17 protein-coding genes are annotated in these 19,730 nt (G+C 68.0%); 9 read left to right on the top strand and 8 right to left on the bottom strand.

Annotated features, from left to right (window positions below; genetic code table 11):
- Positions 1 to 6: 6 nt before the first annotated feature.
- From ABE543_RS09495 to ABE543_RS09475, 5 genes are all read right to left on the bottom strand, one after another.
- Complete coding sequence (locus ABE543_RS09495; RefSeq protein ID WP_346475610.1) at positions 7 to 1,866, bottom strand: hypothetical protein; 1,860 nt, start codon at positions 1,864 to 1,866, stop codon at positions 7 to 9.
- Between the two features lie 163 nt (positions 1,867 to 2,029).
- Positions 2,030 to 2,857: a methyltransferase domain-containing protein gene (locus tag ABE543_RS09490; protein WP_053516428.1), complete on the bottom strand. Its 828-nt coding sequence runs from the start codon at positions 2,855 to 2,857 to the stop codon at positions 2,030 to 2,032.
- A gap of 51 nt (positions 2,858 to 2,908) precedes the next feature.
- On the bottom strand, positions 2,909 to 3,904 hold the full coding sequence (gene dusB, locus ABE543_RS09485; protein ID WP_053516426.1) for a tRNA dihydrouridine synthase DusB: 996 nt from the start codon (positions 3,902 to 3,904) through the stop codon (positions 2,909 to 2,911).
- Positions 3,905 to 4,144: 240 nt separating this feature from the next.
- Positions 4,145 to 5,110, bottom strand: a complete 966-nt coding sequence (locus ABE543_RS09480) for a ribokinase (protein ID WP_053516425.1) — start codon at positions 5,108 to 5,110, stop codon at positions 4,145 to 4,147.
- 25 nt (positions 5,111 to 5,135) lie between these two features.
- A complete protein-coding gene (locus tag ABE543_RS09475) occupies positions 5,136 to 6,434 on the bottom strand; it encodes a nucleoside transporter C-terminal domain-containing protein (RefSeq protein ID WP_053516424.1) in 1,299 nt (432 codons plus the stop codon).
- A 192-nt stretch (positions 6,435 to 6,626) separates the two neighbouring features.
- On the opposite strand from ABE543_RS09475, the gene ABE543_RS09470 reads away from it, so the two are divergent.
- The 5 genes from ABE543_RS09470 to ABE543_RS09450 all read left to right on the top strand — a co-directional run bounded on the left by ABE543_RS09470 (position 6,627) and on the right by ABE543_RS09450 (position 11,943).
- A complete protein-coding gene (locus ABE543_RS09470) occupies positions 6,627 to 7,598 on the top strand; it encodes an aldo/keto reductase (RefSeq protein ID WP_053516475.1) in 972 nt (323 codons plus the stop codon).
- A gap of 194 nt (positions 7,599 to 7,792) precedes the next feature.
- Positions 7,793 to 7,987: a hemin uptake protein HemP gene (locus ABE543_RS09465; protein WP_005412278.1), complete on the top strand. Its 195-nt coding sequence runs from the start codon at positions 7,793 to 7,795 to the stop codon at positions 7,985 to 7,987.
- Positions 7,988 to 8,173: 186 nt separating this feature from the next.
- A complete protein-coding gene (locus ABE543_RS09460) occupies positions 8,174 to 10,339 on the top strand; it encodes a TonB-dependent hemoglobin/transferrin/lactoferrin family receptor (protein ID WP_346475616.1) in 2,166 nt (721 codons plus the stop codon).
- Between the two features lie 4 nt (positions 10,340 to 10,343).
- Positions 10,344 to 10,943: a Hemin transport protein gene (locus ABE543_RS09455; protein WP_065175798.1), complete on the top strand. Its 600-nt coding sequence runs from the start codon at positions 10,344 to 10,346 to the stop codon at positions 10,941 to 10,943.
- Positions 10,944 to 11,016: 73 nt separating this feature from the next.
- Positions 11,017 to 11,943 carry a DUF6607 family protein gene (locus ABE543_RS09450; protein ID WP_253119377.1) on the top strand — a complete coding sequence of 309 codons (927 nt, stop codon included), beginning with the start codon at positions 11,017 to 11,019 and terminating at the stop codon, positions 11,941 to 11,943.
- Between the two features lie 104 nt (positions 11,944 to 12,047).
- Here the strand turns inward: ABE543_RS09450 and ABE543_RS09445 are convergent, their stop codons facing one another.
- Both ABE543_RS09445 and ABE543_RS09440 read right to left on the bottom strand, forming a co-directional pair.
- Complete coding sequence (locus ABE543_RS09445; protein ID WP_263177420.1) at positions 12,048 to 14,555, bottom strand: FtsX-like permease family protein; 2,508 nt, start codon at positions 14,553 to 14,555, stop codon at positions 12,048 to 12,050.
- Positions 14,552 to 15,199 carry an ATP-binding cassette domain-containing protein gene (locus tag ABE543_RS09440; protein ID WP_080375229.1) on the bottom strand — a complete coding sequence of 216 codons (648 nt, stop codon included), beginning with the start codon at positions 15,197 to 15,199 and terminating at the stop codon, positions 14,552 to 14,554. The genes ABE543_RS09445 and ABE543_RS09440 overlap by 4 nt, the downstream gene beginning before the upstream one ends.
- Positions 15,200 to 15,274: 75 nt before the next feature.
- Between ABE543_RS09440 and ABE543_RS09435 the strand changes: the two genes are divergently transcribed.
- From ABE543_RS09435 to ABE543_RS09425, 3 genes are all read left to right on the top strand, one after another.
- Positions 15,275 to 15,919, top strand: coding sequence for an arylesterase (locus tag ABE543_RS09435; protein ID WP_053516417.1), 645 nt, complete (start codon positions 15,275 to 15,277; stop codon positions 15,917 to 15,919).
- Positions 15,920 to 16,007: 88 nt separating this feature from the next.
- Positions 16,008 to 16,721, top strand: a complete 714-nt coding sequence (locus ABE543_RS09430) for a response regulator transcription factor (protein WP_002811889.1) — start codon at positions 16,008 to 16,010, stop codon at positions 16,719 to 16,721.
- Positions 16,722 to 16,877: 156 nt separating this feature from the next.
- Positions 16,878 to 18,149 carry a HAMP domain-containing sensor histidine kinase gene (locus tag ABE543_RS09425; protein ID WP_053516416.1) on the top strand — a complete coding sequence of 424 codons (1,272 nt, stop codon included), beginning with the start codon at positions 16,878 to 16,880 and terminating at the stop codon, positions 18,147 to 18,149.
- Positions 18,150 to 18,415: 266 nt separating this feature from the next.
- Here ABE543_RS09425 and ABE543_RS09420 read toward each other — a convergent pair whose 3' ends face one another.
- The gene (locus ABE543_RS09420; RefSeq protein ID WP_065182787.1) at positions 18,416 to 19,117 is read right to left on the bottom strand and encodes an SGNH/GDSL hydrolase family protein; all 702 of its coding nucleotides are present in this window, start codon (positions 19,115 to 19,117) and stop codon (positions 18,416 to 18,418) included.
- A gap of 212 nt (positions 19,118 to 19,329) precedes the next feature.
- On the opposite strand from ABE543_RS09420, the gene ABE543_RS09415 reads away from it, so the two are divergent.
- Positions 19,330 to 19,725: a diacylglycerol kinase gene (locus ABE543_RS09415; RefSeq protein ID WP_053516413.1), complete on the top strand. Its 396-nt coding sequence runs from the start codon at positions 19,330 to 19,332 to the stop codon at positions 19,723 to 19,725.
- The last annotated feature ends 5 nt before the right edge of the window (positions 19,726 to 19,730 follow it).

The raw sequence follows: 19,730 nt of genomic DNA, 5'->3' as shown, positions 1-19,730 counted from the left end.
TCGTCCTCAGGGCTGCGGCGGTGCCGGCGGCTGCGCGGGCGCGGACAGCATCGCGGCTGCGGGCACTTCCACCAGGTCGGCGTACATCGAACGGGGTTCGGCGACGTCGCTGACCATCACATGGTGATAGCGGTTGAACGTGGTGTTGAAGCGGTCTTCGGGCATGTCCGGGAAGCGCGCGCGGAAGTACGCCAGCTGCGGGAAATACAGCGTGTGGTTGACTGCCGGGATACCGACGCCGGACAGCAGCGCACCGTAGCGCCCTTCCACCACCAACGCTCCGTCCGCAGCCTGCCGTGCACCGCGCGCCTGCATCGACGCCAGCACGGCGCTGCGGTCCATGTCGAAGATCGGCCGGGCCGACTGCACCGGATTGAACAGCCCGTTGGTCAGCACGTTGCCGAGCGCGGCCACCGCCAGCACCAGCGCCACCGGATGCGCGGCGAGCCGCGGGCGGCGCGCGGCGAAGGCCAGCACGCCCACGCACAGCAGTGGCCATGCATCGGCCGTGGCATGCAGCCGGCTGAAACTGCCCTGGCCGAAGGCGAACTTGAGCAGGCATCCCGCCAGCAGCAGGGCCGCGAGCAGCAGCAGGCGGCCGCGTCCCAGGCGCACCCCGCCGCGCACCAGCACGATCGCGCAGCCGATGTTCAGCAGCAGGCCCAATGCCAGCAACGCACGGGTGGGCGGCACCATCGACAGTCCGGTCAGCTGGCCGATCCGCAGCGGCACCGGCAGGAAGATCCAGCAGGCGACCAGCGCGATGCCGGCGGCCAGCACCGCCAGCGACAGCCGGTGGCCGCGCGCCCAGCGCAGCACCTGCGTCCAGTCGGCGAGGACGGAGGTGAACAGCGGCAGCAGGCTGCTGAACACTGCGATCTCGCAGGCGTTGGACGGCTCGAACGCAGGCAGCGGATAGAACCCGCGCGTCATCAGGTTGGGGAACCCGTGGGTGAGCAGCGCGACCGGGCTGACCCCGCCGCCGGCGCTCTCGCGCTGGCCGGGATAGACGGTGTTGCGGACGATCTCGATCGCTTCGTGGAAATAGCCCAGGAACGCCAGCAACGCCAGGCCGCCGGCGACCGCCGCGTCGAGCAGGCGTGCCACTGTCAACGCATCGCGGCGGAAGGCCAGCACCAGCACGCCCATGGCCAGCAGCGCTGAAATGATGAAGGGCGGATAGGCCACGGCCAGCAGCCAGACCACCAGTGCGTAGGCGCTGGCGAGGATGCGCAGCCAGCGGTTGTCGATCCGCAGCCAGGCCACGGCTACCCACGGGGCCAGCGCGAACGCGCCCCAGTTGGTCGTCCACCACACCTGCACGTAGGGCGAGAAGTACAGGGTCAGCGCGACCAGCACGGCCGCCAGCGGCGGAACCCGCAGTTGGCGCAGGAACAGCGCCCAGCCGCACAGGAACGCCATCGCCATGAACATGAAGAAGAACGAGTAGGCGTTGGCCGGTGGCAGGATGAAGAAGGCCCAGTGGTACGGCTTGAACAGCAGGCCCCAGTCCAGCAGCGGAAGCGCCTGGAACGAGCGCAGCGTCTCGTGGTACGGCGAAAACGCGTTGGTCGCGCCGAAGTCATTGGCCACCGCGATCTGCACGTAAGGGGTGTAGACCATCCACTCGTCCATGCGGATGCCCCGCGCCTTTCCGAGCAGGGGCTCGATCGGCGCCAGCCCCAGGTACTGGCTGGCCATCGCATACGACGAGGGCGTCAGTGCAAATGCGACATACAGCAGGCACAGCACCGCCACGATGCCCAGGCACAGACGGGCCTGGCGGGAGTCGAGGCCATCCAGCAGGCCGCCTTCCCGGGCGGCGAGGGGCAGCGTGCTACCCGGAGTCGTTGCGCGTGCTGTCATCAGGAATCCCTTCAGGCGCGGAGCTCGGTGGTCCCGTTGCCGCGCACGCGGAAGGGGCCGGGTCCAGCGCGCGCCCGTCCTCGACGCCAGCCCGCGACGATTCTAGCGGGTTGCCAGCCATGCGGCGCGTGGCACCGCCGCAGCGCAGCGGTACAGGCGCCGGTCAATACACCGTCGCGCGGCCCTGCACGAACGAGAAGAAGAACACGGCATTGGGATCGTTCTGCACCAACCGGAACTCGCGACGCATGCCCTCCACCGTATCCTCGTCCACGGTGCCGGCCTGCAGCAGCTGCTCGGCGGCCGACAGCAGCAGCTGCTCCCAGAACGCGATCATCGTCTTGCGCCGCGCCGGCTCGCGGTTGTCCAGGTGGATCGTCTTGATCTCGGTATGCACATCGCGGAAACCACCGGCCAGCAGCAGGTTGCCGAGCTTGGCGCCGACGAAGGGATCGCCGCCGTGGTCGTACTGGAAATCATTGAATGCCATCCAGTAACGCCAGATGTGCGGCGAATACGGATCGAGCAGGAACGATGCGTTCATCACTTCGGTGATGTAGACCGGCGATCCCGGTGCGAGTACGCGGCGCACTTCGCTGAGCACGCGGGCCGGCGAAGGTACATGCTCCAGCACCCAGCACAGGAATGCCGAATCGAAGCTGCGTGCCTCGAACGGCAGCTCGCCTGCATCGGCCTGCTGCAGGGTGTAGCGATCGCTGCACCACGGCGTGCGCGCGAGGTTCTCGCGGGCGGTCGCCAGCTGCGTTTCGCTCAGGTCCACGCCGGTCACGTGCAGGTCGGGGAAGCGGCGCAGCAGGATCTCGGTCTGCGCGCCGACGCCGCTGCCGACTTCCAGCAGGCGTCGTGCGCTGCCGTAGTCGATCTGGCCGAAGATGCTCGATTCCAGCAGGCGGGCCTGGGTCATCAGGCGCTGCTGTTCGGTGCCGGAGAACCCGTGCAGGTAGGTGGGGGAGGAAATCGGCGGTGTCATGGTCGCGGGCTCGTGGTGCGTCGTGCGGGGTCGACTGCGGGGCGTGCGGGGTCAGGCAGCCGACGGCAGCGCCGGTTGCCCGGCGATCAGTCGGTCGAAGTACTCGGTGGTCAGTGTGATCTGGCTCTGCGGATCTTCGGCGCGGTTGACCACGGCGCGGAACGCCGCATTCTCGGGCCGGTCCTTGGCGTACCAGCCCAGGTGCTTGCGCGCGATGCGCACGCCCTGCGGCTCGCCGTAGAAGGCATGCAGGGCGTGCAGGTGGCCGAGCAGGATATCGCGCACTTCGGCCAGTGACGGCGGGGCCAGTTCCTCACCGGTGGCCAGGTAGTGCGCCACCTCGCGGAAGATCCACGGCCGGCCCTGCGCCGCGCGACCGATCATCACTGCGTCCACGCCGGTCTGCTGCAGGACGAAGGCGGCCTTGCGCGGCGAATCGATGTCTCCATTGGCGATCACCGGAATGCGCAGCGCGGCCTTGATCTCGCCGATCGTGGCGTACTCTGCCTGGCCGGTGTAGTGCTGATCGCGGGTGCGGCCGTGCACGGCCAGGGCGGCGATGCCGCTGTCCTCGGCGATACGCGCGATCAGCGGCCCATTGCGGTGGTCGCAGTCCCAGCCGGTGCGGATCTTCAGCGTGACCGGCACATCGACCGCGTTGACCACGGCAGCAAGAATGCGCGCCACCAGCGATTCATCACGCATCAGCGCCGAACCGGCCCAGGCATTGCAGACCTTCTTGGCCGGGCAGCCCATGTTGATGTCGATGATCTGCGCACCATGGTCGACGTTGTAACGCGCCGCCTCGGCCAGCTGCTGCGGCTCGGTGCCGGCGATCTGCACGCTGATCGGTGCCGGTTCACCCTCATGGTCCATGCGGTGGATCGACTTGCGCGTGTTCCAGAAGCGCGGGTCGCTGATGGTCATCTCGGAGGCGGCCAGGCCCGCGCCCAGCCGTTTGCACAGCAGGCGGAACGGCTTGTCGGTGACGCCGGCCATGGGCGCCAGCACGACGTTGGGAGCAATGGTGTAGGGGCCGATCTGCATGCGCCCATTGTAGGCCGCAGGCGGTCACATGGCCGGGTCGGCGAGGCGCCGGTTCAGGCCGATCCGGACCGACCTCATGCCGTACGGGCATCAGCAGATGCTTGACGGTTGCTTCCGCCGCCCCCAGTGGCGGGTCATCGTGGGCGGCTGCGGCAGGGCTGCGTGCCCTGCATGGGCGCAGGCAGAAAAAGGCCCGGGCACCTGCGCGCCCGGGCCGGTTCATGCAGCTGCGGCGTGGACCTACCGGATTTCCACGTCGGCCGGGGTCAGCCGTGGCATCGCCGCTGCGGCGCCTTCCTTCTCGGTCGAGCGGCCCGCGAACTGGTTGGCGAAGCGCACATGGCGTGCGAACGGCGCCTCCGGCAGCTGGGCAAGGGAGGCGGCCAGCGCGCCGTTGAAGGCGTCGCCGGCACCGGTGGTATCGATCGCCTGCACCTGCTCGGCACCCACGCGGTAGTACGGCTGGGTGTCGCCGCGCAGGTTCTCATCGGCATGCGAAACGAACACGCCCACCGAGCCCAGGGTCACTACCACGGTACCGTTGCCGACCAGCTTGCGGCACAGCGCATGCAGGCTGGCACCATCCAGCGCGGCCACGTCGTTGGCATCCACGCGCTCGCCGACATGGCGGCCCAGCAGGGCGGCGAACTCGGTCTCGTTCGGGGTGATCACATCGGCCAGCTTGAGCAGGCCGATGGTCGAGGGGGCGTCGGCCGGTGCGGTGTTGAGCACGGTGGTGACACCGGCCTCGCGGGCGGCAGCCAGTGCCGCCTCGATGGTCTGCACCGGCGACTCCAGCTGCACCAGCACCACCCGGGCACCGGTCAGCAGCGCCTGTTGCTGCTGCAGGAAATCGGTGCTCAGGGCGGCATTGGCGCCCGGGCCGATCACGATGGTGTTGCGACCCCGTGCATCGACATAGATGCCGGCGGTGCCGGTCGGTTCGCTGCTGGCTTCGGCGATCAGCGCGAAACCGTCCTGGCCGGCGAGGTCGCGGGCGGTGGCACCGCCGGCGTCATCACCCAGGGCGCACACGAAGTGGGTGTCGGCGCCCGCGCGGCATGCGGCCACGGCCTGGTTGAAGCCCTTGCCACCGGGGCCGGTGCTGTAGCGGCCGGCAATGGTCGCGCCCGGTGCCGGCAGCGACTCGCACCGCCACACGTGATCGACATTGAAGGAACCGACGACAACGACACTGCTGCTCATAGGGAATCTTTTCTCGAACTAGGGTTCAACTGAAATGCGTCAGCACGCCGGCGATGGTCGCCGTCATGAAGGTGGCGATGGTACCGCCCAGTACCGCGCGCAGGCCGAACTTGGCCAGGTCGTGGCGACGTTCCGGGGCCAGGCCACCGATGCCGCCGATCTGGATTGCGATCGAGCTGAAGTTGGCGAAGCCGCACAGCGCATAGGTGGCGATCAGGCGACCTTCGTTGGACAGGGTCACGCCGGCGACCTGGCCGTTCACGATCTGCGACAGCTCGGTATAGGCGACGAACTCGTTGATCACGACCTTCTGTCCGATCAGCGACCCCACGGTGGTGGCGTCGGCCCACGGAGTGCCGATCACCCAGGCGATCGGTGCCAGCAGGTAGCCGAAGATGGTCGACAGGTTGGTCGGCTTGCCGATCTGTGCGGCCAGGCCGGTCACTTCGCCGAGCCAGGTCAGCGGGGCGTTCAGCAGGGCGATCAGGGCGATGAAGGCCAGCAGCATCGCGCCGATGTTCAGCGCCAGCTTCAGGCCGTCGCCGGCGCCGGCCGCCGCCGCGTCGATGATGTTGCTGGAGGTCTTCTCCACTTCCATCTTCACCGTGCCGCGGGTCAGCGGGGTGCCGGTTTCCGGGATCAGCAGCTTGGCCACCACCAGCGTGGCCGGTGCGGCCATGATGCTGGCCGCCAGCAGATGCTTGGCGTAGAACGCCTGCTGGGTCGGGTCGCCCCCGCCGAGCATGCCCACGTAGGCCGCCAGCACGCCGCCAGCGATGTGGGCCATGCCACCGATCATCATGGTCAGCAGCTCGGACTGGGTCATCTTGGCGATGTACGGGCGCACGGTCAGCGGCGCCTCGGTCTGGCCGATGAAGACGCTGGCGCAGACGCTGGTGGTTTCGGCACCGGACACGCGCATCACCTTGGTGATCGCCCAGGCCATCACCCGGACGATCGCCTGCATGACGTTCAGGTGGTACATCACGCCCATCAGCGCGGAGAAGAAGATGATGGTCGGCAGCACCTGGAAGGCGAAGATGAAGCCGTAGTTCTGGACGTCCATCAGCGAGCCGAAGATGAACTTCGAGCCCTCGTTGACGAAGCTCAGGACCTTCACGAAGCCGTGGCCGAGCGCATCGAACACGTCGCGGCCGCCGGGGACCAGGATCACCAGCGCCGCAAAGGCGATCTGCAGGGTGATGCCGGTGGCGACGAGCTTCCAGTCCACCGCGCGCTTGTTGTTGGAAAACAACCAGGTGATGCCGATCAGCACCGCCAACCCGAACAGGCCGAAGCCGATCCTGCCCAAACCTTCGACCATGTGAGTGACTCCCCTGGGGCGTCGCGAAAAACGGGAAGCCTAGTGCAGGGCAGGGGCCGGGGCAAGGAAAAGCAGCGTGCGCGCGGCCATCGGCACCGATCGGGCCAGCAACGGCAAGGGGTTGCGGTCGGCACGACGGGTAGAATGGGGCTCGATTCCGGCCCGGATGCGGGCCCGCAGCAGGAGATTCGCATGCACTACCGCCGCCTGGGCTCCACCGGCCTGCCGATATCCGCCCTGTCCTTCGGCGCCTGGGTGACCTTCGGTGACCAGATTCCGCGCGACGAGGCCCGCAACCTGGTTGCCGCGGCCTGGGACCATGGCATCAACTTCTTCGACAATGCCGAGGGGTATGCCAATGGCCGCGCCGAGCAGGTGATGGGCGATGTGATCGCCGACCTGCGCCTGCCGCGCGATGGGTTCTGCGTGTCCAGCAAGGTGTTCTTCGGCAGTGCCAAGGATCCGCGACCGACCCAGCGCGGCCTGTCGCGCAAGCACGTCACCGATGCCTGCCATGCCGCGCTCAAGCGCCTGCGGGTGGACTATCTGGACCTTTATTACTGCCACCGCCCGGATCCCGACGCGCCGATCGCCGAGACCGTGCACGCGATGGATACCCTGATACGGCAGGGCAAGGTGCTCTACTGGGGCACGTCCGAGTGGTCGGCGGCACAGATCCAGCAGGCGCTGGACATTGCCGCGCGACACAACCTGCAGGGGCCATCGATGGAGCAGCCGCAGTACAACCTGCTGCACCGCGAGCGGGTGGAAACCGAGTACGCCCCGCTGTACGCGGGGGCCGGCCTGGGCACCACCATCTTCTCGCCGTTGGCGTCCGGCCTGCTCAGTGGCAAGTACGACCGTGGCATTCCGGCCGACGCCCGGCTGGGCCGCGAGGGCATGGAGTGGCTGCAGGATCTGGTTCTGGGCGCCGATGCACAGGCACGCTTGGCCCAGGTCCGTCATTTCAGCGCGGTGGCACGCGAGCTTGGCCACGCCCCGGCCAGCGTGGCCATCGCCTGGTGCCTGCGCAATCCACAGGTGTCCAGCGTGATCCTGGGCGCCAGCCGGGTCGAGCAGCTGCTGCAGAACCTGCAGGCCCTGGAAGTGCTGGAGCAGATCGACGCCGCCGGCTGGGCCCGGATCGAAGCCGCCTTCGTCTGACCCGCAGCATTTTCCCGCCGGGGAGTCGAGCCGTGCTCGACCCCAGGGTCGCCGCCACCCACCGTTCGATTCACAAAATCTATCGAATTTTGGATTTCGATCATTAATCTCATCAATCAAATTGAGAATGGTTGTTGATTGTCAACTGAGAATCATTATCATTTAACTCGTCCCTCGCACGAGTCCAGATGCTCATGAACGCTCAACCTGTACTGCTGCGCCCTGAAACACTGACCCTCCGCGATCGTCCGGTCCGCGTCGTTCCGCCGGAAGAGGTCATCGACAGCGAAGCCCTGCTCAAGGGACGTCGTGAAATCCTGATCCAGCACGGCGATCGCTTCTATCGCCTGCGGCACACCAGCAACGACAAGCTGATCCTGACCAAGTAATGCGGCCTGGTCGCCCGCCTCCCTCCCTCCTGCCGGGCGCCGCCCGCAGGGTGGGCGACCCGACCGCTCCCGCTCTCTCCCCCTCGGTCTACCGCGTGCGCTCCGGCGTGCCGGTGGCCGGGGGTTCCCCTGCCTGACCGAACGAACCCGATGACCCGCCATACCGCCCTTTGCCTTGCTGTCTGGATGGCGCTGCCGCTGTCCGCCCACGCTGCCACCGCCGCCAGCGCCGCCAGCGCCGCGCCCGATGCGCGCGAATTCGATCGCGTGCAGGTCACCGCCACGCGCACCGAGCGCGCAGTGAGTGACGTCGCCGCGACGGTGGACGTGATCGACCGTGAGCAGATGGACCGGCACCTGGTGCAGGACATCAAGGATCTGCTGCGCTACGAGCCAGGCCTGTCGGTCAGCCGCAGCGCCGCGCGCTTCGGCCTGGGCAGCATCCGTATCCGTGGCCTGGACGGCAACCGTGTGCGGGTGCAGACCGATGGCATCGCGATGCCGACCAGCTTCAACATTGGTTCGTTCTCCAACGCCAACCGCAACTTCACCGATCTGGACACGCTCAAGCGCGTGGAGATCGTGCGCGGCCCGGCCAGCTCGCTGTACGGTTCCGATGCGCTGGGCGGCGTGGTCGCCTTCGTCACCAAGGATCCGGCCGATTACCTGAAGGATGGCAAGGACAGCTACGTCGGCCTGAAGTTCGGCTACGACGGTGAATGGAAGGGCCTGCTCGGCGGTGTAACCACGGCGTTCGGCGGCGAACACTGGAGCGGCATGGTCAACATCAACCATCGCCAGGGCCAGGAAACCGACAACAAGGGTGACGTGCGCAGCAACGACAACACCCGCACCGCCCCCAACCCGCAGGACCGCGATGGTCGCAGCGGCTTGGCCAAGCTGGTCTATGCACCGAGCGAGGACCAGCGCTTCCGCCTGACCGTGGAAGGCAACGAAGACAAGACCGAGACCAACGTGCTGTCTTCGATCGACCGTACCACCACCACCGGCATGAAGGCGCGCGACAAGCAGAACCGCACCCGCGTGTCGTTCGCGCATGAAATGGATGCGCTGGACAAAGGCTTCGCCGACAGCCTGCACTGGCAGCTGTATACCCAGCACAGCGAAACCACCCAGATCACCGATGAGGACCGTGCCAACCGCAGCCGTCGCCACCGCGAGTTCAACTTCGACCAGCGTGTGTACGGCCTGCAGGCGCAGTTCAACAAGGCCTTCAGCACCGGCAGCGTCGAGCACGCGCTGACCTATGGCTTGGAGGGTGCACGCACCGAGATCCGCCAGAAGCGCGATGGTTTCCAGGTACTGGCCAACGGCCAGACCAGCACCACCATCCTGCCCGATGCGTTCCCGGTACGCGATTTCCCGATCAGCAAGACCACCGAGCTGGGCCTGTATGCGCAGGATGAAATGCGCATGGCTGGCGGCAAGCTGTCGTTGGTGCCGGGCGTGCGCGTGGACCGCTACGAGCTGAAGCCGGAAGTGGACAACATCTTCGCCGAGGACAATCCCGGCGTGGCGGTGGCGAAGCTGACCAAGACCAGCGTCTCGCCCAAGCTTGGCATGGTCTATCGCTTCACCGACGAATGGTCGCTGTTTGCCGGTTACTCGCACGGCTTCCGCTCGCCGCCGTACAACGACGTCAATCTCGGCTTCACCAACTTCGCCTTCGGCTACACGGCCATTCCCAATCCGGACCTGAAGCCGGAAACCAGTGATGGCATGGAACTGGGCCTGCGCTTCCTGTCGCCGGCTGCCTACGTCAGCGTCAGCGGCTACTACAACGAGTACAAGGACTTCATCGAGTCGCAGTCGCTGGTCGGCACCAATGCGCAGGGCCTGATGGTGTTCCAGTCGCGCAACATCGCCGACGCCCGCATCTACGGCGCTGAACTGAAGGCCGGCGTCGACTTCGGCCAGATCAGCCCGACCCTGCAGGGCTGGGCACTGCGCAGTTCCGTGGCCTGGTCGCGCGGCGACAACAAGACCGAGGACACCCCGCTGGATTCGGTCGACCCGCTGCGCGGCACCGTCGGCCTGATGTACGACACCGATGCCTGGGGTGTCGAACTGGCCGGCACGTTCGTCAAGCGCAAGGACCGCGTCGCCTCGGCCACGGTGTACCGCCCGGCCGGCTATGGCGTGGCCGACCTGATGGCACATTGGAACTTCGCCCCGGGTGCGACCTTCAACGTAGGCGTGTTCAACCTGGGCGACAAACGCTACATCGATTGGTCCAACGTGGGTACGACGCTGTCGCCGACCAGCCGCGTGCTGGATCGCTACACCAGCCCGGGTCGTACCTTCTCCGCCAGCCTTGCCGTGTCCTGGTGACCTCATGAGCCGAGCCTTGTCCGCACGCAGGAATGACTCCATCGCCGCTCCACACCGCGCGGCATGGCCGACCCCGGCACAGCTGGCCACGCTTGGCACCGTGTTGTGTCTCTACCACGCCGACGGCAACGAGCTTGGCGGCTGGCGCCAGGCGGTGCGCGTGCATGCCTGCCAGGGCGTGGACAGCGAGGGCCTGCGCGAAAGCCTGTGCTTCCTTGACGGCCGTGGCCGCTGCGTGTGGCGCCTGTACCTGCTGCCGGACAGCGATTTCCTGGCCTGGGACCGGTTGGTGGCCGCGCTGCCGCCGGGCCCACAGCACGACAGCGACGGCAGTGTCGGTGAACGCCTGTGGCGGCGCCTGGCCGGTCATCTCGGCGGCCAGCGTTGGCGCCTGTGTGCGCTGCGCCTGCATGCCGCCGATGACGGCCGCACCCTGGCGGCCAGCCTGTCGACGCTGTCGTCGCTGGGCGCGGCCACCGCACGCCGCATCGCGCGCCTGGAAGGCGCAGAGGGCGAGCTGGCCATCGACGACTGCTGCTGTGCCGACGCCGCGCGCCGGCCGCCACCACGGATTCCCGGCGACCAGCCGCTGATCCGCCTCTGATCTGTTCCTGATGGAACGCCCGACGGCCACGGATGGCCTCTCAACGAACCTGCAACCCCGAAGGAAGACCCCGATGAAATTCCAGACAGCCAGCGTCCTGCTGTTGCTCGCAGGCAGCGGCGTGGCCAGCGCGCAGCCCTCCGACATCGCCCGCGACCACGACAGCATCCTGGCCATGCAGGGCGAGTACACCGTGGATTTCGCCTTCGACGAAACCGTGCTGCTGAAGCCGGGCTACGAGCGCGCGCCGGCGATGCGCAGCGGCGGCAATGAAATGGTCATCGTGGTCGAGGACACCCCGAAGCGCATCGTGCTGCAACACCTGCTGCTGGACGAGAAGAGCGGCCACATCACCAAGCACTGGCGCCAGGACTGGGTCTACGAGGCCCCGAACCGCTTCGAGTTCAGTGCCGATCAGACCTGGCGGGTACGCAGCATCCCGGCGGCGGTGAACCAGGGCGCCTGGACCCAGTGCGTGTATGAAGTAAGCGATGCACCGCGCTACTGCGGCACCGGCAAATGGACCTACACCAACAACGTGCCGAGCTGGACCAGCGACCTGAGCTGGCGCCCGCTGCCGCGCCGTGAGTACACCAAGCGCAGCGACTACAACGCGCTGGCGGTGGTCAACCGCCACACGCTCACCCCGAACGGCTGGACCCACGAGCAGTTCAACACCAAGGTGCAGCGCAACACCGACGGCAGCCAGATGGAGATAGCGCGCGAGTTCGGCTTCAACGACTACGTGAAGACCACCGAGATCGACTTCACCCCGGCGCGCGACTACTGGAAGGCCACCGCCGGCTACTGGGCCAAGGTCCGCCAGCGCTGGGACGGCTTCCTGACCCAGGCTCCGGGCGTGCACCTGAAGACCAAGCTGGATGGGATGGCGATGATCATTCCGCTGTTCACCCAGGCGCAGGACCTGCAGGACGGCAAGCAGGTGAAGGACGCGCAGATCGACGAAGTGTTCGCCAGGTACGTGGAAAAGGCCCAGTAGGGTCGAGCCATGCTCGAGGCCACAGCCGGACCCACGCATGGCGTGGATCTACCGGAAGGAAGGGTGCCGGGCTTGCCCGGCACGCGCTCCGGTGCGCGCCTTCGTCAGGCCTCGCGCAGGGCCAGGGCGGGCGGGGTATGCAGGATGCGCCGGGTGCCCCACCAGCCCGCCAGCAGGCTCAGCCCGATGCCGACCACGCCGCCCAGCAGCAGGCCCGGCCACGGCGGCAGCAGCGGCAGTTCGAACACCTTCTGCGACACCACCAGCCCGATCACGGCCGTGGCGCCCACCGCCAGCAGCGCGGCGAGCGTGCCCAGTGCCCCGAACTCGACCAGCACCGCACCGCGCAGCTGGCGCCGGGTCGCGCCCAGCGTGCGCAGTACCGCGCTGTCGTAGCGGCGCTCGCCGGCCGTGGCCTGCAGGGCAGCCAGCAGGACCAGCACGCCGGCCAGCAGGCTGAACACCATCACCAGCTGCACCGCCTGCGCCACCCGTTCCATCACGTCGCGCACCTGCGAGATCACCGCATCCACGTCCAGCAGCGACAGGTTCGGCTGTGCACGCACCAGTTCGCCCAGCCCGGCTGCCTGGCCGGCCGGCAGGTGGAATGCCGAGAGCAGGTTGTGCGGGGTGTCGCCCACGGCGTTCGGATTCAACAGCACGAAGAAGTTCGGCCGGAACGTGTTCCAGTCCGCCTTGCGCACGCTGGTCACGGTGAACTCGCGCTGCTGCTCGCCCACGGAAATGCCGATACGGTCGCCGGTCGAGACGCCGTAGCGTTTGGCCCAGCCGGTTTCCACCGAGGCTTCGGGCGCAGTGCTGTCCGCCTTCCAGAAGTGGCCCTCAAGCAGCGTATTGGCCGGCGGGAAAGTGCTGCGCCAGCTGAAGTTCAGTGGCCGGTTCTCGTCGTCGTCCTCGCGCGGGCCGTTTTCCCGCCCCTGGCCGTCCTGCGCCTGGTCCACGCGCACCGGGGGCTTGCCGTTGATCGCGATCAGGCGGCCGGTGGCCATCGGTTCGATGCTGGCATCGGCAGCACCCAGCGCGCGCAATGCTGCCAGCACGCCGTCGCGTTGTTCGGGCTGGATGTTGATCAGGAAGTAGTTCGGCGTGTTCTCCGGCAGGCGCTCGCGCCACTGCTGCAGCAGCCCCGGCCCGGTCACGGCCAGCAGCAGCAGCGCGCACAGCGACAGCGACAGGCCCACCAGTTGCATCACCGCCAGCATCCGGCGGCGGGTCAGGGCGGCCAATCCCAGCCGCCAGTTGCCGTGCAGGCGGTGCTGCAGGCTGCGCAGCACCTGCAGCAGCACAAAGCCGCCCAGGCCCGCCGCTGCGGCGAGAGCGGCCAGGCCACCCAGCACCCACAGGGCCAGCTTCAGGTCGCCGGTCACCTGCACGGCCAGCACCAGGCTGGCCAGCAGGGCGGCGACGTAGGCCAGCAGCGAGGCGGGCGGCAGTGCAGCGAAGGAGCGGTTGAGTACGCGCATCGGCGGCACTTCGCGCAGGCGCAGCAGCGGCGGCAGGCCGAAGCCGAACAGCAGCAACAGACCGATGCCTGCACCGGTCAGCGCCGGTGTTGCCTGTGGCAGCGGCAGGCGCTGCGGTATCAGGCTGCCCAGCACCTGTACCAGGCTTTCCTGCGCGGCCATGCCCAGTCCAATGCCGAGCAGGCAGGCCGGAACGGCCAGCATCAGCAGCTGCAGTGCCAGGCCCAGCAGGATGTCGCGCTGGCGTGCTCCCAGGCAACGCAGGATCGCCACCTGGTCGATGCGGCGCAGGGCGAAGCGGTTGGCGGCCAGCGCGGTGGCAACGCCGGCCAGCAGCACCGCCAGCAGCGCGCTCAGGCCGAGGAAGCGCCCGGCCAGATCGAAGGCCTGGCGCACGCCGCGCTGGGTGTCATCCACGCTCAGCAGGCGCATGCCCTTCACCTGTGGCTGCAGCCATTGCCGGAACGCCGCGATCCGGTCGGCCGGCCCGGCGAACATCAGCCGGTAGCTGATGCGGCTGCCGGGACCGAGCAGGCCGGTGCCGTCGACATCAGCGCGATTGACCAGCAACGTCGGCGACAGCGTGAGGAGGTCGCCGCCGGCATCCGGTTCGGCCTCGATGATGCCGGCGATGCGCAGCGTACCGGCGCCGAACTCGAGGTCATCGCCGGCCTTCAACCCCAGCGCCTGCAGCAGGCGGGGATCGGCATAGGCCTGGCCCTGCGGCGGCATGCCGGCATCGTCGATCAGCGCACCACCGGGCGTGCTGCGTACCCGCAGCGTCCCCCGCAGCGGATAGCCGGCCTGTACCGCCTTGATGCTGGCCATCTGGCTGGCATCGCCCTGGAACAGCACGGTGCCGAAACTGGCCATGCGGGTGGATGCCAGTCCCCGCTGCCTGGCCTCTTCGGCGAAGGCGGCCGGCGGGTCGTCACGACCGGCGACGCCGAGGTCGCCGCCGAGCATCTCCGCAGCGCTGCTGGTCAGTGCCAGGTTGACCCGGTTCACCAGCGTGCCGACCGCGGTCATCACCGCCACGCCCAGTACCAGCGCGGCGAACACGGTCAGCAGGTCGCCGGCCAGGGCTTCGCGGCGCAGCGCGCGCCACGCATGCCGCAGCAGGTTCATGCGCGGGCCTCGTGCGCGACCGCCTGCAGGCGGCCGTTGTCGATGCGGTGGATGTGCTGGCAGCGCTGGGCCAGGCGCAGATCGTGGGTGACCAGCACCAGCGTGGTGCCGCTGCCGGCGTTGAGCTCGAACAGCAGGTCGCTGATGTGCTGGCCGGTGCTCTGGTCCAGCGAGCCGGTCGGCTCGTCGGCGAACAGGATGCGCGGCCGGGTGACGAAGGCACGCGCCAATGCCACGCGCTGCTGTTCGCCGCCGGACAGCTGGCGCGGGTAATGGCGGGCGCGATGGGCCAGCCCGACCTGGTCCAGCACGGCGTCCACCCGCGCGCGATCCTCGCGCCCGCCCAGCTCCAGTGGCAGGGCGACGTTCTCGGCGGCGGTCAGCGCCGGCAGCAGGTGGAAGCTCTGGAAGACGAAGCCGACCTCGCGAGCACGCAGCTGCGCGCGGGCTTCCTCATCCAGGCTGGACAGTTCGTGCCCGGCCAGAGCGATGCGACCGCGGCTGGGCAGGTCCAGCCCGGCGAGCAGGCCGAGCAGGGTGGTTTTGCCGGAGCCGGAGGCGCCGACGATGGCCACGCTGGTGCCTTCATGGACCGTCAAAGTGATGTTGTCCAGTATGTGGACTTCACCCTCCGGGCCATGCACGGATTTGCCGACCTGGTCGACGGCGATGGCGACGGGCGCGCTGCGGGGGGACAGGCTGTCGATGAGGAGACTCCAATGCGCAAGACGGGATGGAGCCGGCGAGCCGGCATGATGATGGTGCTGTTGCTAGGGTTCCTGCTGTTGCCCGGGCTGGCCTGTGCCAAAGGTCCGGCCGGTACCGTCCTGGTGCTCGGCGACAGCCTCAGTGCTGCCCACAATATCCCTGCCGATGCCGGCTGGGTCAGCCTGCTGCAGCAGCGGGTCAGGCAGCAGTCGAAAACGCCGGCGCGGATCGTCAACGCCAGCATGAGCGGCGAGACCACCGCCGGCGCCCTGACCCGGCTGCCGGGCCTGCTGGCGAAGGAGAAGCCGGACGTGGTGGTGATCGCTCTGGGGGGCAACGACGCCCTGCGCGGGCTGACCCCGGCGCAGGTGCAGGGCAATCTGGAAAAGATGGTGCAGGCCAGCCAGAAGGCGGGCGCCAAGGTGCTGCTGCTGGGCATCGATGTGCCACCGAATTACGGCCCGGCGTACCGCCAGCGGCTGGCGGCCGCCTACCGCGCGCTGGCCGACCGCTACGCTGTGCCGCTGCTGCCGTTCCTGCTGGAGGGGGTGGCCCTGCAGCCGGGGATGATGCAGGCCGACGGTCTGCACCCCACCGCCCAGGCCCAGCCGAAGGTGCTCGACAACGTCTGGCCCCTGCTCAAGCCGCTGCTCTGAGCAGCGGATCGGACCTCTTGACGGAACTTCACATTGCCTCCACCGTCGATCCGGCATGTTTCACAAAGCTGAAGTTAGAGGGAATCACATGCGTCAGACGAAGGAGACTTCCGGCTTGGTGCTGGTGGTCGAAGACAACCGCAACATCTCCGAGATGATCGGCGAATACCTGGAAGGTCGTGGCTTCGAAGTCGACTATGCACAGGATGGCCTGGACGGCTACCGGCTTGCGGCGGAGAACAGCTATGACGTGGTGGTGCTGGACCTGATGCTGCCGCGGCTGGATGGCATCGAAGTCTGCCGGCGGCTGCGCAACGATGCGCGCAAATCGACGCCGGTGCTGATGCTGACCGCGCGCGATACGCTGGACGACAAGCTCACCGGCCTGGGTTTCGGTGCCGATGACTACCTGACCAAGCCGTTCGCGATCCAGGAACTGGAAGCACGCCTGCGCGCGCTGATCCGCCGCGAACGCCGCCAGGTGGGTTCGGAAGTGCTCAAGGTCGCCGACCTGGTGCTCGATCCGGTCAGCATGCGCGCCACCCGCGCCGGCACCGAACTGCAGCTGTCGCCGATCGGCCTGCGCCTGTTGACGATTCTGATGCGCGAATCGCCGCGGGTTGTCACCCGCCAGGAAATCGAGCGCGAGATCTGGGGCAACGGGTTGCCGGATTCGGACACCCTGCGCAGCCATCTGTACAACCTGCGCAAGATCATCGACAAGCCGTTCGATCGCCCGCTGCTGCATACCGTGCAGAGCGCCGGCTATCGCATTGCCGACATCGCCCAGCCGATGGCCTGAGCAGGGACCGTGCCGGTGCAGCTGCAGGCCCGGTGCGGTAGCGGACGGGCAACAGGGCAGGGGATGACCGACCGGCAGTGTCGGCGGTCATCATCCCTGCACGACCACGGCGCGGTGCGCTCCCTATAATCGCAGCGCTCTGACCGGGACCCCGCAATGCCGCACGGCCTGCCGCGCAAGATCCGTATCGCCTTCATCCTGCAGGCAGTGCTGGCCAGCCTGGGCATCCTGCTGGGCGCATGGCTGGTGTCGCTGGTCATCAAGCACAGCCTGGTCGGTGCAGCGCTGCGCGAGGAAGCGGCGTATTACTGGACGCTGCACGACGCGTCCCCCGCACAGCCTCCCCCCAATACGCAGAACATCCGCGGCTACCTGCTGGAAAGCGGCCAGTCCGCGTTGTCGCTGCCGGCCAACCTGCGCGACCTGGAGCCCGGTTTCCACGAACTGCCGGCGGATGACCAGCTGGTCCTGGTCGATGTGCGGCCGGCCGGCCGCCTGTATCTGGTATTCCTGCGCTCACGCGCGGAAATGCTGGCGTTCTGGTTCGGCATCGTGCCGGTGCTGCTGACCCTGCTGGCGGTGTATGGCGCCAGCTGGATCACCTATCGCGCGTCCAAGCGTCTGGTATCGCCGGTGAACTGGCTGGCGCGGCGCGTGTCGCGCTGGGATCCCGGCCACCCCGAGGCGGCTGATCTGGAACCGAACAAACTGCCAGCGGACATGCAGGGCGAGACCCGGCAGCTCGCCGCGGCCCTGCATTCGCTGGCCAACCGGGTCAGCGCGCATGTCGCCCGCGAACGCAACTTCACCCGCGATGCCAGCCATGAACTGCGCACGCCGTTGACGGTGATCCGCGTGGCCAGCGACATGGCGCTGGGGGATGATTCCCTGCAGCCGCGCCTGCGCCGCAGCCTGCAGCGCATCCAGCGTGCCGGGCGTGACATGGAAGCGGTGATCGATGCCTTCCTGATCCTTGCCCGCGAGGCGGATGTCGAGCCGCAGGTCGAGCTGTTCGATGTCAACGACATCGTCCGTCACGAGGTTGACAACGCCAACGAACTGCTGGGTACGCGCCCGGTCGTGGTGCACCTGCACAGCGACGGACCGGTGAATCTGCATGCGCCGCCGCGGGTGCTGCAGGTGGTGGTCAGCAACCTGGTGCGCAACGCCTGCAGCTATACCGACGAAGGCCGCATCGACGTGCATGTGCGCGACGACCGGGTGGTGGTGCGCGACACCGGCATCGGCATGTCTGCCGAAGCCCTGTCGCGCGCGTTCGAGCCGTTCTACCGCGCCGAACCCAGTCGCCCGCAGGGCACCGGACTGGGCCTGTCGATCGTGCGCCGGCTGTGCGATCGCTTCGGCTGGAAGGTCAGCCTCTCCAGCGAACCCGGGCAGGGAACCGAAGCCACCGTGATTTTCCGCTAGAGGGCTCTTGCCGGGCGGCGCCCGGCACCCATCGAGGCAACATCAACATCAAATGCGGGCATTCCGCGGAATGGCGGGGCGGTGTGGGTTTGCAGGACACGCCGTGAACCCTTCCATGGGGGCTCGATGGCGCCATCCATGGCGCCAACGGTCCTGCAAACCCACACCGTCCCGCCTTCGACAGTTTCCCGCGATCCGCAGTAGTTCCACGCCATGCGTGGATGCCGGGGCGGTAGCGCCGGGCCATGCCCGGCGTGCGCAGTGTCTCAGTCGCAGGTCACCTTCGGTGCCAGCGCGCGGGTCCAGATGGCATATCCGGCGGGCGTCATGTGCAGCATGTCCTCACGGAACAGCGCGCGATCAGGCTGGCCGTCGGCGCCCAGCATCGGCGTGTAGATGTCGGTGAAGCCGGTGTTGGGCAGCCTGGCCAGCGCCGCCTTGACCAGCGTGTTGGCCTCGTTGATCGCCGGCAGCAGGTGCGCCCGTGACGGGCTGGGCTTGATCGACACGTATTCCACCCGGGTCTTGGGCAGGTCGCGATGCACGCGCTGCACGAAGGCGACCACATCGTCGCGCACCTGCACGGCGCTGCGGCCGCTGTTGAGGTCGTTGTCGCCGGCGTACAGGAAGACCTTGCACGGCGCGTACGGGATCACGATCTGTCCGGCATACCAGGTGCTGTCCCGGACTTCCGAGCCGCCGAAGCCCCGGTTGAACACCGGCTGGCCGGCGAAATCGGCCGCCAGGCTGTCCCACATCCGGAATGACGAACTGCCAATGAACTCGATGCCACCACGAGGCGGCGGGGCGACCTTGTCGGCGGCGGCGAAGGCGGCCATGTCGGCGGCCCAGGCCACGTTGGAGACCTGCTCGGGAACGCGGGGCGACGGCGAGGGAACGCGTGCCAGCGCCAGCGGCGCAAGGGTCAGCAGGCCCAGCATCAGCAGAGCGGGACGGCGGTGGGACATCGTGCACTCCAGGCAGGAAGGAGGGAGCCATCATAGGAGGCGGGCGCGGCCCGCGCTTGTCCTCGGCAGGCCATTCGGCCCGGCCGCGCGGAGTATGGCCGGCGGCCTTGTGGCAAAATGGCGACTGTCTGCCCATCCCTGTGCACCCATGACTCCCTGCCGTGCGTCTGAGCGGTCGCTGCGCCGCGCCCCCGTTGCTGGATGCTCCACCCGTGGCTGACCAGTTCGGCCACATGCCGCGCGGCCCGCGCCGCATCTTCCAGGCCGCGCGCTGGTCCTGGCAGGGCCTGCGGGCTGCCTGGCTGCATGAGTCCTCGTTCCGGCTGGAGGTCTACCTGCTGGTCCTGCTGACCCCGGTGGCGATCTGGCTCGGCCAGACCCCGGTGGAGCGCGCGCTGCTGATCGGCTCGATGCTGCTGGTGCTGGCGATGGAACTGGCCAACTCCGCCATCGAGGCCGTGATCGAGCGCTACGGCAGCGAGATCCACGAGCTGGCCGGGCGCGCCAAGGACATGGGTTCGGCCGCCGTGTTCGTGCTGATGATGAACGTACTGCTGTGCTGGGCCCTGGTCGTGGTCCCGCATGCACTGGCCGGCCGCTACGGCTGAACCCC

Origin of the sequence: Stenotrophomonas sp. TWI169, from assembly GCF_039674705.1 — a bacterium.
GTDB classification, from domain to species: domain Bacteria; phylum Pseudomonadota; class Gammaproteobacteria; order Xanthomonadales; family Xanthomonadaceae; genus Stenotrophomonas; species Stenotrophomonas maltophilia_P.
Note: the sequence above shows the minus strand (reverse complement) of the source record. Positions and strands in the feature narration are given on the sequence as shown.

What these genes read in the sequence shown, in the direction of transcription:
- ABE543_RS09495 (WP_346475610.1), bottom strand. Translation starts at nt 1,866, where the DNA reads ATGACAGCACGCGCAACGACTCCGGGTAGCACGCTGCCCCTCGCCGCC.
- ABE543_RS09490 (WP_053516428.1), bottom strand. Translation starts at nt 2,857, where the DNA reads ATGACACCGCCGATTTCCTCCCCCACCTACCTGCACGGGTTCTCCGGC.
- dusB (WP_053516426.1), bottom strand. Translation starts at nt 3,904, where the DNA reads ATGCAGATCGGCCCCTACACCATTGCTCCCAACGTCGTGCTGGCGCCC.
- ABE543_RS09480 (WP_053516425.1), bottom strand. Translation starts at nt 5,110, where the DNA reads ATGAGCAGCAGTGTCGTTGTCGTCGGTTCCTTCAATGTCGATCACGTG.
- ABE543_RS09475 (WP_053516424.1), bottom strand. Translation starts at nt 6,434, where the DNA reads ATGGTCGAAGGTTTGGGCAGGATCGGCTTCGGCCTGTTCGGGTTGGCG.
- ABE543_RS09470 (WP_053516475.1), top strand. Translation starts at nt 6,627, where the DNA reads ATGCACTACCGCCGCCTGGGCTCCACCGGCCTGCCGATATCCGCCCTG.
- ABE543_RS09465 (WP_005412278.1), top strand. Translation starts at nt 7,793, where the DNA reads ATGAACGCTCAACCTGTACTGCTGCGCCCTGAAACACTGACCCTCCGC.
- ABE543_RS09460 (WP_346475616.1), top strand. Translation starts at nt 8,174, where the DNA reads ATGGCGCTGCCGCTGTCCGCCCACGCTGCCACCGCCGCCAGCGCCGCC.
- ABE543_RS09455 (WP_065175798.1), top strand. Translation starts at nt 10,344, where the DNA reads ATGAGCCGAGCCTTGTCCGCACGCAGGAATGACTCCATCGCCGCTCCA.
- ABE543_RS09450 (WP_253119377.1), top strand. Translation starts at nt 11,017, where the DNA reads ATGAAATTCCAGACAGCCAGCGTCCTGCTGTTGCTCGCAGGCAGCGGC.
- ABE543_RS09445 (WP_263177420.1), bottom strand. Translation starts at nt 14,555, where the DNA reads ATGAACCTGCTGCGGCATGCGTGGCGCGCGCTGCGCCGCGAAGCCCTG.
- ABE543_RS09435 (WP_053516417.1), top strand. Translation starts at nt 15,275, where the DNA reads ATGCGCAAGACGGGATGGAGCCGGCGAGCCGGCATGATGATGGTGCTG.
- ABE543_RS09430 (WP_002811889.1), top strand. Translation starts at nt 16,008, where the DNA reads ATGCGTCAGACGAAGGAGACTTCCGGCTTGGTGCTGGTGGTCGAAGAC.
- ABE543_RS09425 (WP_053516416.1), top strand. Translation starts at nt 16,878, where the DNA reads ATGCCGCACGGCCTGCCGCGCAAGATCCGTATCGCCTTCATCCTGCAG.
- ABE543_RS09420 (WP_065182787.1), bottom strand. Translation starts at nt 19,117, where the DNA reads ATGTCCCACCGCCGTCCCGCTCTGCTGATGCTGGGCCTGCTGACCCTT.